Below are 14,125 nucleotides of genomic sequence, written 5' to 3' on the forward strand. Positions count from 1 at the left end.
ACCCCTTCTTCCTTTCGGACGACCAAATACCACCATAACATCGGGAGCAACCGGTCCAGTAATTTTTTTATCTTGGACGGGATACCAGAGCAGATCCCCCGCAATAAAAACGTTAGGAGAATTAGCAAAGAGAATCTCAAGATTTTCTTTGATTTTAACAATCCATTCGTATTGTTCGGTATTATCGGCCATGGGTTTACCGTCACTATCGGGGTATTCAATATCTGGATCAATAGCTGGTGTAAAGGTCATAATTTATGCTCTGAGGTTATTTGTCTGAAGATTATAATTCTAGCAGTGAGGTTATCTTTCCCTTGTAGTCCCAAAATAACATCGCCAATAAGGTTGCTCAAAATGTTTGTGTACTTTTGTTAAAAAGAAAAAGTTTTCTTGACAAAAAGAACAACTTGTGCTAGGGGATAAATCTCTAACTTGACAAAAATTCCCCGCACTAGAAGCTGATCGAGGATAGCGATCGAGCGTTATAATCGAGCCATTACCCTGCGCTCCCGGTCGGGAAGATAAATCTATGATGACCGCTCTCTACGAGGAAGATTTTGTTCTCTGGACAGAAAAAACCGCCGAACTGTTAAAGAGAAAAGAGTTCGACCTGGTGGACTGGGAAAACCTGATCGAAGAGGTGGAGTGCATGGGAAAAAGCGAGAGACAGGCAATAACGAGTTTATTAACTGTTTTAATTGAACACTTGCTCAAACTATCCTATTGGGAATCGGAAAAAGAACGGAATGCCCGTCACTGGATAGTGGAGATCGCAGCTTTCCGATCGCAATTAGAACAAAAAATAGATAGTGCCACCCTCGTCAACCATGCCCGCGATTCTTGGGAAAAAGCCTATTTAACCGCTAGAAAATCCCTGATTAACGCCAGAATCGTCGATAAAAATGCGATTCCCCTAGAGTTTATATTCACTCTCGAACAGGTATTAGACGGGGACTGGTTCCCGATCGATATCGAACCTTTTTTGGAAACCCGTCCATAAATTGCAGTCATATCCCCGCAAAAAGATTAGGATTATCAGCGAATATAACCGAATATGAACGATATCGAGCAACTCCGCCGCCAACTCATCGAACGCTACCAACAATTATCGGCACTCGATCAGGTGATCGTCCGTCTTTTTTCCCTAATCTATGAACCGATCGCCCGCACCACTTTTCTAGACTGTTTAAATGAAACCCCTTACCGCGACGAGAAAAACCGGCGATTTAACGGCCAAACCCTGAAATCCCATTTAGATCGCCTCCTAGAAGCGGAAGTAATCACCCAGGACAAAGGCTACGGGCCGCGCTGTCATCCCCTCCTCGTCGAGATTGCCAGCCGTGATAGCGTTAGTAAAGGAGAATTCAAGCGTTTTGCCGAGATTATCAAGGACAAACTGCCGCAACCCCGAACTCGTTGGGATGAAAGCCTAGTTTTTCAGGGAAAAGAGCAATTAATCCGAGAAATCCGTCTGGTCATCTATAGTCAGGATTTCGACTCGATCGAACAACAAATCGCCGATTATCAGAAAACCAGCTATTCTTCCTCAAAAACCAGCCTAGAAGACCTTCTGGTTCTCATCTACGATAACCCCTTCGATGGGGATTGGTTACGAACGCAACCGACCAAATTTCAAGCTCTAGCACTAAATAGCATTCTTGTCAAGGCTTTTGAAAAAATAACTCGCGCCGATGGAGCTTTTTCCCTCCTAGAAGAACTCTGTCAAGACCAGACCAGTGTTTCCGAAGCCCATTTGTGGCTTGAACAGGCAATCATCCGAGGACAAAGCGATAAAGTGCGTCGGTATCTCGATCGCCCCTTCCCGGAAAGCCAAGCAGCAGCAATCGGGGCGATAAGGGGTTGGATTGCCTTTCTAGGCGGGGAAAACAGCAAAGCGATCCAAGAATATACCTTCGCCCTTAAAGCCCTAAAAAAAGCCAAAGGAAAACAAAAAATCTATTTTTCTTCGATTAGCGGCTTCTCCTTTATTTTCGCCCTCCTCAAAGAAGGAACCCCCGAACGTCTCGCCGAAGCCGCCAGCTATACCAGTTGGGTGACGCGTCAAAACGATCATCCTTTCCGCCCTATCTATGCCCGTCTGGAAAAAATCATCGCTGCCCGTCAGGGAGATATGCAGGCCAAAGACGCAATCATCGACGCGACGATCAATCCCTACCAAATGGGCCAGGGTCTAGAGACTCTTCTCTATAGTATCTGTCTCTACTGGATGAGTAGCGACATCGCTAAAAAACATCTGCCCCGCCTACTCTTGCCCCTCTACAAAGATGCCAAGGCGGCCGGCTACCATTGGTTAGCCCTAGAAACCAGGGCCCTACTGTCCCGACTCGATCGAGCGCCGGAAGCGGAGGTGGTTATAAAATGGCATCTCTCTTCCCCCCTGGTGGATGCGATCGAACCCCAAGAAGCTTGGCAACTGTGCCTGAATGCCTTGACTAATCTGTGCGCGCCAACACCAACCCCGGGTAAATCCAACCCCGTCGTCCGCCTTGCTTGGTTTCTCTCTATCCATTCCGAGGATTATTTCCTGCAAGCAAAAGAACAAAAACTCGACGCGCGGGGTAATTGGAGTCGTGGCCGTCCCGTCTCCCTGAAACGTCTGCGAAAAACTGGGGAAATTGACTATTTAACCCCGCAAGACCTGAAAATTTGCGCCCATATCTTCGTGGAATCCAGTTACTATGGCCAGAACGAGTATCACTTTGAGCGCCGGGCCATTATCGAACTGATCGGTCATCCCCTGGTGTTTTGGGAAGATTCCCCCAGAACGCGGGTAGAAATCGTCGCCGGGGAACCAGAATTGCGAGTAAGAAAGGAAAAATCGGGTAAATTAATCCTCTCTTTACTGCCCGATCTCAGCGATCACCAAGAAGTGCTGATTTGGAAAGAAACCCCCACTCGCATTAAGGTAATCGAAGTCAAGCCAGAACACCGAAGCATCGCCGACATTATCGGCAAAAGCAACCGCCTAGAAGTCCCCGACAAGGGCCGGGAAAAAGTCCTGGCCGCGATCAATTCCCTGTCCGGGATGGTGACAGTACATTCCGATATCGGGGGAGGAAAAGCAGCCCGGTCAGTGGCAGCCGATAGTCAACCCCGGATTCATCTCTTGCCGGCCGGAGAGGGTCTAAAAGTGGCGGTTCTCAGCCGTCCTTTTGGGGCAGCCGGTCCCTATTTCCAGCCTGGAAAAGGGGGCGAAACAGTGATCGCCGAGATCGAGGGGGAACGGCTGCAAACAACTAGGGATCTGGCCCTAGAGAAAAAACTGGCACAAACAGCGATCGATTCTTGTCCGATCCTGATCAGTTTTGAGGAGGAAAATGGGGAATGGCGGCTAGAAAATCCAGAGGATTGTCTAGATCTACTGCTGGAATTGCGGGAATTAAACGATAGCGTCCTTGTGGAATGGCCAGAAGGGGAAAAATGGCGGGTGTCGCGTCAGCTTCGATTACAGGACCTACACCTAAATATCCACAGTCAACGGGATTGGTTTGCGGTCAGTGGGGAACTGCACCTAGAGGAGAAATCAGTCCTGAGTATGCAGGAGTTGATGAAACTGCTAGAGGGATCGCCGGGGCGGTTTATTCCCCTCGGAGATGGTCAATTTCTCGCCCTAACCGAGGCATTTCGGGAACGGTTACAGGAAATGCGTGCTTTCTCGGAAAAGTCCGGCGACGGTTTGCGGTTTCATCCCTTCGCTGCCCCGATTCTCTCCGAACTGACTGAGGAAGTGGGACAACTCAAGGCCGATAAACGTTGGCGCGACAATTTACAACGCTTTCAGGAGAGTCAGGATTTTACCCCGGAAGTCCCCTCAACTCTACAGGCAGAATTGCGCGACTATCAACTGGAAGGCTTTCGCTGGTTAGCTAGGCTGGCCCAGTGGGGGGCCGGGGCCTGTTTGGCCGATGATATGGGATTAGGGAAGACTTTACAGGCCCTGGCAGTGATCCTAACCCGCGCCTCGGAGGGACCGACTTTAGCGATCGCTCCTACTTCAGTCTGTTTGAACTGGATTAGTGAGGTGGAAAGGTTCGCACCCACCTTAAATATCATCCAATTGGGAACAGGCGATCGGCAAGCACTACTCGATCGACTGCAACCTTTCGATCTGTTGGTCTGTAGCTATGGGTTATTACAGCAGGAAGAAGTGGCCACCATGTTGGCCGGGGTGGAATGGCGGACAATCGTTCTCGATGAGGCCCAAGCGATTAAGAATTTCTCCACCAAGCGATCGAAAGCAGCGATGAATCTGCGGGGGGATTTTAAACTAATCACCACAGGAACACCGATCGAGAATCATTTAGGGGAATTATGGAATCTTTTCCGTTTTATTAACCCCGGATTGTTGGGTTCCTTGGAAAGTTTTGATCGCCGTTTCGCCACCCCGATCGAAAAATACGGCGATAAAACCGCCCGCGAACAGTTAAAAAAACTGGTGCGGCCTTTCCTTCTCCGGCGCACCAAAAACCAAGTTCTGGCGGAATTACCGCCCCGTACCGAGATTTTAGTCCCGATCGAGTTAAGCGTCGAGGAGAAGGCGTTTTACGAGGCCTTACGGCGGCGTGCTTTGGAGAAATTAAGCGAGAGTGACAGCACCGCCGGGGCGAAACATCTCCAGGTACTGGCAGAGATCATGAAATTACGCCGGGCCTGCTGTCACCCGCAGTTAGTGGCTCCAGATTTGGATTTAGCCGGCTCGAAATTATCTCGTTTCGGGGAAATTCTGGATGATTTATTGGATAATCAGCATAAAGCGTTGGTATTTAGTCAATTTGTCGATCATTTAGCGATTGTCCGCAGTTATCTCGATCAAAGGCAGATAAAATATCAATACCTCGATGGTAGTACCCCAGCCAGCGATCGGCAGAAACAGGTGAAAGCGTTTCAAGCGGGGGAAGGGGACGTATTTTTAATTAGTTTAAAGGCCGGGGGGACAGGATTAAATCTCACGGCGGCCGATTATGTTATCCATCTTGATCCCTGGTGGAATCCCGCAGTGGAGGATCAGGCCTCCGATCGCGCTCACCGCATCGGCCAAAAACGTCCGGTGACGATTTATCGCTTAGTGGCCAAGGATACGATCGAGGAAAAAATTGTCGATCTGCACCACCATAAACGCGATCTCGCCGATAGTTTATTGGAGGGGACTGACGCAAGCGGCAAGCTATCCACTGACGAATTATTACGCTTAATGGCCGAGGGATAAAAATATCCCCGACGCAGTTTAAACTAACTTTTTGATAGCTGCTACTAACTGCTCGATTTCTGAGGACAAAGTGAAATAATGAACACAGGCACGCACACAGACGGGGTCGAGGAGAGTTCGCAGTAAAAACCCTTGTTTTTCTAGCTGTTGTACTAAATTTTGTGGGGTGATGGCCGAGTCAATTTGAAAGGAAACTAAACCAGATTCGGGTGGAGAATTTTTTAAACATTTCACCCCTTTAATTGTGTTTAATTCTCCCCAGAGATAGGCCGCTAATTGACAGATTTTTTCGTATCTTTGTCCCCCATCACCCCAGGCATTATGTACCGCAATAGTTGCCCTTAAACCCTCAAATTGAGGATAGGCAGAAGTGGCCACTTCAAAGCGTCTAGCGTCCGGTTTCCAACCGATAGGCTGTCCTTGCTTATCTGTTTCAATACCTCGCCAACCGATAAAAGTGGGCTGTAAACTAGGGAAGATTTCGGGACGAATATACAATCCCCCCACACCGGCCGGTCCACACCACCATTTATGACCCGTAAAAGCATAACAATCGGCACTGGTAGCGCTTAAATCCAAGGGCAAACAACCCACGGATTGGGCAGCATCCACCACCACTAAAACGGGTTTTTCGGTGACAGAATTATCATGACAAAGTTGCGAGATTTCCTTGAGGGGTAAAACCTGTCCAGTATTCCAGAGAACGTGACTGACCACCAAAACCCTAGTTTTGGGACGTAAATGAGCGGAAATCACTTCTATCGGGTTGCCGCCGTTTAAAGTTTCCCGAATAGGACAAGTGGAGATTTCCAGATGATAACGACGGGCAATTTCCCGAACTGTGGCGATAATTCCGGGGTGTTCACAATCAGTTAGTAAAATATGTTCCCCCGCTTGCCAGTCAACCCCCCAGAGGGCGATATTACAGCCTACAGTGACATCCTCGGTGATAGAGAGAGTGCTGGGGCTAATTCCCAATTCTTGCGCCATTTCTTGCCGTAGAAGTTCCGTTTTTTTGGTAATCCAATCGTTTACCCGTCCTGAAAAAGGCCCCTTTTGTTGGAGAAAATTATGGGCATCGATAATCGCTTCTAATCCGGCCTTGGGCAAGGTTCCTTGACCACCGAAATTAAAATAAACTTTATTACTAAGTCCCCGAAATTCCTGTCTTTGTTCGGCTAAATCCGGTTTACTAACGGCGTAATCGAGGCTATTTTCGTCTAAATTCTGCATAAGCGAGGAGATGGGGGGTCAGTTATCAGTTATCAGTTATCAGTTAGAAGGTGTTGGGTTTTGGGGTTTTAGGGTTTTAGTTGAATTCCCCATTTCCCCATTTCCTGACGACCGACGACTAACGGCTAAATTCTATCGACGGATTAAGACGGATTAAGTCGCAATTGTCACAATAGTATTAAAGTAGAGGAAACATACCTGCTAAGACAACTTAAGTCAATGAACCAAGAATCCCTCGCATGAGCGCTTCGGGGAGTGTCAACAAAATCTGGGCAGACAGGGCCTACCCAATCATAACTATTTACTGGGAGGGTTAGAAGCGGAAGGACTGCGATCGATGACTTGATCGATTAAACCATAGTCTAGAGCCTCTTCGGCGGACATAAAGAAATCCCTTTCCGTATCCTCGGCGATGAGGTCGAGAGGTTTACCAGTATGACTAGCTAGGTGTTGATTAAGTAATTGTTTGAGATAGAGAATTTCTTTGGCCTGAATTTCGATATCGGTGGCCTGACCTTGGGCGCCGCCGAGGGGTTGGTGAATCATGATCCGCGAGTTGGGTAGGCTCATTCTTTTGCCCGGTTTGCCGGCACTGAGGAGAAAAGCCCCCATACTGGCGGCTAAACCAATACAAATGGTGCTGACATCGGGACGGATTTGATTCATGGTGTCAAAAATCCCTAATCCGGCCGAAACGGAACCCCCGGGAGAGTTGATATACAAGTAAATATCTTTTTCAGGGTCTTCTGCTTCTAGAAAGAGTAATTGGGCGACGATTAGGTTAGCCAGGTCGCTGGTTACTTCTTGTCCCAAAAAGACGATTCTTTCCCGGAGTAGTCGGGAGTAGATATCGAAGGCGCGTTCGCCCCGGCCTGTGGTTTCAATAACGGTAGGAATCATTGCGCTTTCTTGTCTTGCTGCTGCGGTTAGTCTTTTGATTGTAACTTAGGGAATGGGGGATAAGGATTAGGGGATAGGGGAAGTGGGAATTATGAATTATGAATTATGAATTATGAATTGGGGGGTGGGGAAGTGGGGAAGTGGGAAATTTCAACTAAAACCCTAAAACCCCTAAAACCCCAACAGCTAACGGCTAAAAATAATCTTCTCGATGGCATCTAGGGCGGTTTCTAGGTCATCGTTGACGATTTGATGGGGGAATTCCTCGCTGGCGGCTAATTCTTCTCGGGCGCGTTCCAGACGACGGGCGATCGCCGTTTCGGCATCTTTGCCCCGGCCGCGCAAACGACGTTCTAATTCCTCGAAACTGGGGGGTAGGATAAAGATTCTCCTCGCTTCGGGGAAGCTTTCACAGACCTGTCTGGCTCCCTCTAATTCGATTTCTAGAATTACGGTCTGGCCTGCCGCTAATTGAGCGGCGATCGCTGATTGGGGTGTCCCATAGTAGTTGCCCGCGTATTCGGCCGATTCGAGAAATTCTCCGGCTGCCATTTTCTCCTCGAAACTGGGACGGTCGAGAAAATAGTAGTCTTCCCCCTCAATTTCACCCGGTCGAGGTGGGCGCGTAGTGGCGGATACGGACAGGTAGAGGTTAGGGAAACGAGTTAGTAAATGCCGGACTAGCGTACCCTTGCCCACACCGCTAGGGCCGGTAATGACAATTAATTGACCGGGTTGCATGGGGTTAATAACTTAGTTGCTACTATTAACAGGCGCTTCCTTGTTGACCACGAAACGGTGAGCCACGGTTTCCGGTTGAATGGCCGACAGCACCACATGACTAGAATCGGTGATGATCACCGCACGAGTCCGTCTTCCGTAGGTAGCATCGATTAAACAGCCTTTATCCCGAGCATCACTGATGATGCGTTTGATAGGAGCAGATTCTGGGCTAACGATGGCGATAACCCGATTAGCGGAAACAATATTACCGAAGCCGATGTTGATCAGTTGTATATCCATAAGTTAACAAAGGTGCAGTCCTTTGTACAAAAGAGTGTGGAGGTATGATTACAATGTTATCGAGAAAGATTTAGCCTTACAACGCTAAAAATAACATTCTTAATCACATTTTAGTATTTTTTCAGGTTTTTTGCGATTTTAATTAAATTTGTTTACACGAGTCTCTATCTTAGGGAATAAAAAGGCAAAAGTCGGGAAAATTAGGGAATTTTGGGGGTGTGGGGTGATGGGGTGATGGGGTGTAGGGTGTGGGGTGTAGGGTGTGGGGTGTAGGGTGTGGGGTGTGGGCTTCGGCCGTGAGCTCAGCCGAACGGGTGTGGGGTCTGGGGTGTGGGCTTCGGCCGTGAGCTCAGCCGAACGGGTGTGGGGTGATGGGGAAGTGGGCTGATGGGAGCTTTTTTCAGTGATCAGTAAACTGAAAACTCACAACTGATCAGTGATCACTGATCACTGATAACTGATCACTGTCAAGAATGTCCCCAGCAATGGCATGATAATTATGGTAACTAATAAGTATTCTCTATCCTTGGTGGGTGCGTTAGACTATGGGGTTTGCTGATCTATCGATCGCTGATATTGCGGCAGAGTACGATCTGGCCGATGAATCTGTGTTGTCACTTTGCGACCAATTAGGCATCTCCTATAAAGATCGGCAGACTAATCTCGCCCTAGAAGATGCTAAAGCAATTATCTCACTGATTTTATCCCAACGCTCAGGAGTAACCACCTCGAAAACGGAAACGTCCCCTTGACTTTATTCCCAACTGCGATCTTCTCGGTGTCCGTGATCACTTAGAATCGATCGATACCCTCCCAGAGGAGAAAATTTTTTAGTCACCTTAAAATTCCCTTTCTTGGAACAATTGCGAGTAGGAGAACAATGATCAAACGTTTGATTGTGGCAGCGATCGCTGTAGTCTTTTTTGTATTACAATTCAATCTTAACGGCGCTAGTGCCTTAGAACTCAATGAAAAAACCCTCACCATCACCCTCAATGATGCAGGGGAATCGGTGACTTTGACTTCTGAACAAGCGACGGAAGGACAGAAACTTTTTGTCGCCAATTGTACTAAGTGCCACCTGCAAGGTAAAACCAAAACTAATAATAACGTCAGTTTGGGTCTGGCCGATCTGGCAAAAGCGGAACCTCCCAGAGATAATCTGTTAGCATTGATTGATTATCTAGAACATCCCACCAGTTACGATGGTGAAGATGATCTCAGCGAATTTCATCCCAATGTTAGCCGTCCCGATATCTTCCCAGAATTACGCAATCTGACCGAAGATGATGTGTATAACGTCGCCGCTTATATGTTGGTTGCTCCCCGTCTAGACGAGCGTTGGGGTGGTACAATTTACTTCTAAATTGCCCTCCATATATCCCTCGATCCCTCTAGATTTCTAGGGGGATTTTTGATTAGATAGCAAATAGTTGTAAAAATTCTTTGAGTTCATTTAATACCTCATGCTCAAAGTTCCAAATATGACGTTTGTTTTTCATAACATAATCAAATCCATTCATACTGCATTTCCTGCCAGCTTGTTTTTTGTCTTCTGTGGAACAGGTATCAAATCGTAAATAGTTACTAATCCAAAACTTATCAAAATCTTTGTCTTTAATCGATTTTTCTTGCTTGTTTAAACAATTTCTCCAGTCTTCTAAACAATCCGCATAGGTGGAATCTTGACTTTTAATCTTCTTGAGAACTGTTTCTAGTTCTCCTTGTCCTTCCACATTGGTAAAATAACAAGCAAATTCTGTGATTTGATCTTCTATTGTTGTCAATCTATAAAGCTGACTGGTTTTCCTAATATCTTCCGCTTCTGGATACACCTTTTTCAGACAATCGTTAAGCCAATTTAGTCGCTCTGTCTTAGTATCAGAATCTTGATCGATAATAATACCAACTTTAGGGATAGCTTTTTTACCAAGAGTCGCCTTAATTTCATCGAAAGTGCTGGTTAATTTAGCTTGATCTAAACCCTGTAAACATTTATAGTCATCTTCCTCAAAGCAAATCGGTTTATCTAACTGAATTTTGTTAATATTTAAGTATTTTACTAGGGCTTCGATAAAAATTTTATCATTCTTGCTCTCGACGATTAATAAGTTACTCACCTCTCACCTCATTGCCATGTTTTAAGGCGTACTCTAAAGTGCTTAATTGTCTTTTAATACCAATAATTTTATCAGTTCTGGGACTCCTTGCTAGTTCAAAATAGGCCCCCTGTTCTGGATAATATTCTAACCCCACATCGGCAAAAGCTTGGATCATCTCTAAACTATGGGTTGTGGCAAAAATTTGGCTATCTAGTTCGATAGCTAATCGGAATAAAGTTTTCCAAATATCTGGGTAAGCAGTATAGTGAAGACCATTTTCTATTTCATCGATAAAAATAATTTTTTGCGGATTAAGCAGCAGAGCAAAAATCATCTCTATCAGACGATTAATGGCTTCACCAAACAGAGATATAGGTAAGCGTTTTGTCTCTTTTCTTTTCAGATATAGATTTGGTTCGCCCAGAAAAAAACTTTCTATTTTCTCAATAGAAGGATCGAGAATTTGTAGAGCTTTTAGCACTTCTTCTTCCTGTTGATTAAAAACTATTTTAGTATAGGACTCGCTCAATTCTTCCAAAGATTTATTGACAGATGCAGCAATGATTACTGGTTCCTCATCACCTGGATCAGGTAAAGCGAGTATTCCCTCAGAACTAGCAATTAAAAAATAGTTCAGTTGACCATCATTTGAGTCATGATCATGGTCAAAACTTGTGTGAATATTTAAGATGGAAATAACTGATTTATTTTTAGCGATAAAATCGTATAATTTTTGTAAGTCTTCAGAGATGCCTAGAACACTATCTTTAAGAGAACCAGAAATCGATATTTTTACCAATTTATCTCCTTGGTTAGATTGGGAGCCTTTTAACTCAATAATATTTTTTCTATCAAGATTGAATAATAAATCATCCCAAGCATTTTTGGGAACAGCCCGAACAACTGCTAAAGATTGCCTACGAATGATTCCTCTGATGTAGGGATGAATAGTATTTGGATAGGGATAACTATACAAAAATATTGCCTCTAACAGGGCAGTTTTACCTGAATTGTTTTTACCGCCAATTAAATTAACTCGCTCAAAACCTTCAATTTTGGTATGCTCAAAACATCTAAAATTACTAATTTCAATATCCTTAATCATGTTGACCTCTGGGCTGAATAAGCATAAACTTAGGGGTAGGAATAAAGCTGGCAAGATAGGGATTTTTTTACTTAATTCTAGACGAGAATCGCCTCCAACTCTCAAACCGGTGACTATCCCCCACCGAAACTGCCGCCCTAAGAGATAATAGAGAGAGGGATTTATTTACATTTCTTCATCATGGCTAGAGACTTACGAGGATTTATTAAGCTTTTAGAAGATCGTGGCCAATTACGCCGCATTAGTGCATCGGTCTCTGCCGATTTAGAAATTGCCGAGATCGCTAATCGGATGCTACAGGTGGGGGGGCCGGCCCTACTGTTTGAAAACGTGCAAGGAGCAGAGTTTCCCGTCGCTATTAACCTGATGGGAACGGTAGAACGCATCTGTTGGGCGATGAACCTGAATAAACCCGAAGAATTGGAAGATTTAGGCAAAAAACTCGCCCTCTTGCAACAACCGAAACCGCCGAAAAAACTCTCCCAAGCGATCGATTTTGGTAAAGTGTTGTTTGATGTCCTGAAAGCCAAACCCAGCCGTAACTTTTTCCCTCCCTGTCAACAGGTGATTTTAGAAGGGGATGAAGTAGATTTAAAGAAAATTCCGATGATTCGCCCCTATTCTGGCGATGCAGGCCAGATTATCACCCTAGGGCTAGTAATTACCAAAGATTGCGAAACGGGAACCCCTAACGTCGGTGTCTATCGCTTACAGCTACAGTCTCACAATACCATGACCGTTCACTGGTTATCCGTGCGCGGTGGGGCGCGTCACCTGCGAAAAGCGGCGCAAATGGGCAAAAAATTAGAAATAGCCATCGCTTTGGGGGTTGATCCTCTAATTATCATGGCCGCCGCCACTCCTATCCCCGTAGATCTGTCAGAATGGCTGTTTGCGGGATTGTACGGCGGTTCTGGGGTACAGTTAGCCAAGTGTAAAACCCTCGATTTAGAAGTGCCGGCCGACTCAGAAATCGTCCTCGAAGGAACAATTACCCCCGGAGAGGTATTGCCAGATGGACCCTTTGGTGATCACATGGGTTACTATGGCGGTGTGGAAGATTCACCCCTGATTCATTTCCACTGCATGACCCACCGTCGCGACCCCATTTATTTAACCACTTTTAGCGGTCGTCCTCCCAAGGAAGAAGCGATGATGGCTATCGCTCTTAATCGTATTTATACACCGATTTTACGGCAACAGGTGTCGGAAATAAGAGATTTTTTCCTGCCCATGGAAGCTTTAAGCTATAAAGCGGCGATTATCTCCATTGATAAAGCTTATCCCGGACAAGCGCGGCGAGCGGCCTTAGCTTTTTGGAGTGCCTTACCCCAGTTCACCTATACTAAATTTGTCATCGTCGTCGATAAGGAGATTAATATTCGCGACCCCCGGCAAGTGGTTTGGGCAATTAGTTCTAAAGTGGATCCGGTTCGCGATGTGTTTATTCTCCCGGAAACCCCCTTTGATAGCCTCGATTTTGCCAGCGAAAAGGTCGGTTTGGGGGGAAGAATGGGAATTGATGCCACGACAAAAATGTATCCCGAAACTGACCACGAATGGGGGGAACCTTTGGAGTCGGATCCGGCCATGGCGGTCAAGGTTTCCCAACGCTGGTCAGAATACGGTTTAATCGATATTAATTTACAAGAAGTAGATGCCAATAAATTTGGCTATGAAATGTAGATTTATTCGACTAAACTGTCAGCTAAGAGGCATTTTAAAAGATTTAGAACCTTTTCTTCTGACAAAAGATTCGCAAACTTCAGCAAAAATTATTCTACAGATAATGGTAAACCAAAACGTCAATGTAGAGATTGTGGCGATCAATTTAACACTACCTCAATTTTCTCAAAAAAATTGAGCCGCCCTTAGGCGGGAAAGACAGAAGAGCAAAGGGCAAAAGAGCAAAATAAGGGAGGGTTAAAGTCCCAGAAAGACACACACAAACCAAATGATAAAGGTGGTGCGTTACGGCGGATTGTTAATTTTAGTTTTTTGACTGAATTGATAGCCGCAAACACGCACCCTACACTCTACTAAAAGTGGGAGTTTTTCAACCCAAATTTTCTGGTAAAATGATTAAGGATAATTGGCCAAAACTGTATGAGGATTTAAGCTTGTGATCATCAAACAGTTAGAAGAGCAACTTCTTGCCCTCAAACCTAGGGAAAAAGTGCAGGTAATCCAGTTACTCGCTCAAAGTCTTGGTGGTAATTGGCAGGGAATTGAGAAAACCCCTAGAGTTTGCGGCGGACAAGCCTGCATTGCCAATACAAGAATTCCAGTTTGGGTGTTAGTAGAAGCTCGTCGTCTTGGTTATAGTGATGCTGATTTGTTAACAAGCTATCCGACACTAGAACTATTGCAAATTAATTATATGTTATAATGATGGGTTAACTAATTTTTTTGGGAAAATTAGTTAACCAGTACATTCGTCCTGAATGAAAACTTGAAGTTTAACTTTTAACTCAAAACTCTTTAGAGCTGCTTTAATTTGGTTATCAAAACCTCTTTATTTAAGCGGCACAAACT

Annotated in this window: 12 protein-coding genes and 1 pseudogene; 6 read left to right on the forward strand and 7 right to left on the reverse strand. The window is 45.4% G+C overall.

Annotated elements, in window-relative coordinates:
- Window positions 1-252: pseudogene (locus IM462_RS20260) on the reverse strand (Uma2 family endonuclease); the annotation flags it as partial.
- A 277-nt stretch (window positions 253-529) separates the two neighbouring features.
- Here IM462_RS20260 and IM462_RS20265 point away from each other — a divergent pair.
- Window positions 530-1,000, forward strand: a complete 471-nt coding sequence (locus IM462_RS20265) for a DUF29 domain-containing protein (RefSeq protein WP_104395358.1) — start codon at window positions 530-532, stop codon at window positions 998-1,000.
- Between the two features lie 54 nt (window positions 1,001-1,054).
- Window positions 1,055-5,227 carry a DEAD/DEAH box helicase gene (locus IM462_RS20270; RefSeq protein ID WP_287703446.1) on the forward strand — a complete coding sequence of 1,391 codons (4,173 nt, stop codon included), beginning with the start codon at window positions 1,055-1,057 and terminating at the stop codon, window positions 5,225-5,227.
- A gap of 18 nt (window positions 5,228-5,245) precedes the next feature.
- On the opposite strand, the gene IM462_RS20275 is transcribed toward IM462_RS20270, so the two are convergent.
- The 4 genes from IM462_RS20275 to remA all read right to left on the reverse strand — a co-directional run bounded on the left by IM462_RS20275 (window position 5,246) and on the right by remA (window position 8,383).
- Window positions 5,246-6,460 carry an aminotransferase class V-fold PLP-dependent enzyme gene (locus tag IM462_RS20275; protein ID WP_287703448.1) on the reverse strand — a complete coding sequence of 405 codons (1,215 nt, stop codon included), beginning with the start codon at window positions 6,458-6,460 and terminating at the stop codon, window positions 5,246-5,248.
- Between the two features lie 297 nt (window positions 6,461-6,757).
- A complete protein-coding gene (clpP, locus tag IM462_RS20280) occupies window positions 6,758-7,399 on the reverse strand; it encodes an ATP-dependent Clp endopeptidase proteolytic subunit ClpP (RefSeq protein WP_287703461.1) in 642 nt (213 codons plus the stop codon).
- 147 nt (window positions 7,400-7,546) lie between these two features.
- Window positions 7,547-8,101 (reverse strand): guanylate kinase, encoded by a 555-nt coding sequence (gene gmk, locus IM462_RS20285; RefSeq protein WP_287703450.1) that lies wholly within the window; start codon window positions 8,099-8,101, stop codon window positions 7,547-7,549.
- A gap of 12 nt (window positions 8,102-8,113) precedes the next feature.
- Complete coding sequence (gene remA / locus IM462_RS20290; protein WP_002737924.1) at window positions 8,114-8,383, reverse strand: extracellular matrix/biofilm regulator RemA; 270 nt, start codon at window positions 8,381-8,383, stop codon at window positions 8,114-8,116.
- A gap of 545 nt (window positions 8,384-8,928) precedes the next feature.
- Between remA and IM462_RS20295 the strand changes: the two genes are divergently transcribed.
- Entirely contained in the window at window positions 8,929-9,135 is a 207-nt protein-coding gene (locus IM462_RS20295) for a translation initiation factor IF-2 (protein WP_287703452.1), read from the forward strand.
- Window positions 9,136-9,263: 128 nt separating this feature from the next.
- Window positions 9,264-9,749, forward strand: coding sequence for a photosystem II cytochrome c-550 (gene psbV, locus IM462_RS20300; RefSeq protein WP_004163381.1), 486 nt, complete (start codon window positions 9,264-9,266; stop codon window positions 9,747-9,749).
- A 52-nt stretch (window positions 9,750-9,801) separates the two neighbouring features.
- Here the strand turns inward: psbV and IM462_RS20305 are convergent, their stop codons facing one another.
- Both IM462_RS20305 and IM462_RS20310 read right to left on the reverse strand, forming a co-directional pair.
- Window positions 9,802-10,503: a DUF3226 domain-containing protein gene (locus tag IM462_RS20305; protein ID WP_150976146.1), complete on the reverse strand. Its 702-nt coding sequence runs from the start codon at window positions 10,501-10,503 to the stop codon at window positions 9,802-9,804.
- Window positions 10,496-11,590 (reverse strand): AAA family ATPase, encoded by a 1,095-nt coding sequence (locus tag IM462_RS20310; RefSeq protein ID WP_287703455.1) that lies wholly within the window; start codon window positions 11,588-11,590, stop codon window positions 10,496-10,498. Before IM462_RS20310 ends, IM462_RS20305 begins: the two co-directional genes overlap by 8 nt.
- 180 nt (window positions 11,591-11,770) lie before the next feature.
- On the opposite strand from IM462_RS20310, the gene IM462_RS20315 reads away from it, so the two are divergent.
- Window positions 11,771-13,276 carry a UbiD family decarboxylase gene (locus IM462_RS20315; RefSeq protein ID WP_287703457.1) on the forward strand — a complete coding sequence of 502 codons (1,506 nt, stop codon included), beginning with the start codon at window positions 11,771-11,773 and terminating at the stop codon, window positions 13,274-13,276.
- Window positions 13,277-13,712: 436 nt separating this feature from the next.
- Window positions 13,713-13,979 (forward strand): DUF433 domain-containing protein, encoded by a 267-nt coding sequence (locus IM462_RS20320; protein ID WP_287703459.1) that lies wholly within the window; start codon window positions 13,713-13,715, stop codon window positions 13,977-13,979.
- Window positions 13,980-14,125 lie beyond the last annotated feature (146 nt).

The organism is Microcystis sp. M144S2 (genome assembly GCF_020246065.1).
GTDB classification, from domain to species: Bacteria; Cyanobacteriota; Cyanobacteriia; order Cyanobacteriales; family Microcystaceae; genus Microcystis; species Microcystis ichthyoblabe_A.

Bases quoted from the DNA above. Each gene is read 5' to 3' on its own strand.
- IM462_RS20265 (WP_104395358.1), top strand. From the start codon at position 530: ATGATGACCGCTCTCTACGAGGAAGATTTTGTTCTCTGGACAGAAAAA.
- IM462_RS20270 (WP_287703446.1), top strand. From the start codon at position 1,055: ATGAACGATATCGAGCAACTCCGCCGCCAACTCATCGAACGCTACCAA.
- IM462_RS20275 (WP_287703448.1), bottom strand. From the start codon at position 6,460: ATGCAGAATTTAGACGAAAATAGCCTCGATTACGCCGTTAGTAAACCG.
- gmk (WP_287703450.1), bottom strand. From the start codon at position 8,101: ATGCAACCCGGTCAATTAATTGTCATTACCGGCCCTAGCGGTGTGGGC.
- remA (WP_002737924.1), bottom strand. From the start codon at position 8,383: ATGGATATACAACTGATCAACATCGGCTTCGGTAATATTGTTTCCGCT.
- IM462_RS20295 (WP_287703452.1), top strand. From the start codon at position 8,929: ATGGGGTTTGCTGATCTATCGATCGCTGATATTGCGGCAGAGTACGAT.
- psbV (WP_004163381.1), top strand. From the start codon at position 9,264: ATGATCAAACGTTTGATTGTGGCAGCGATCGCTGTAGTCTTTTTTGTA.
- IM462_RS20310 (WP_287703455.1), bottom strand. From the start codon at position 11,590: ATGATTAAGGATATTGAAATTAGTAATTTTAGATGTTTTGAGCATACC.
- IM462_RS20315 (WP_287703457.1), top strand. From the start codon at position 11,771: ATGGCTAGAGACTTACGAGGATTTATTAAGCTTTTAGAAGATCGTGGC.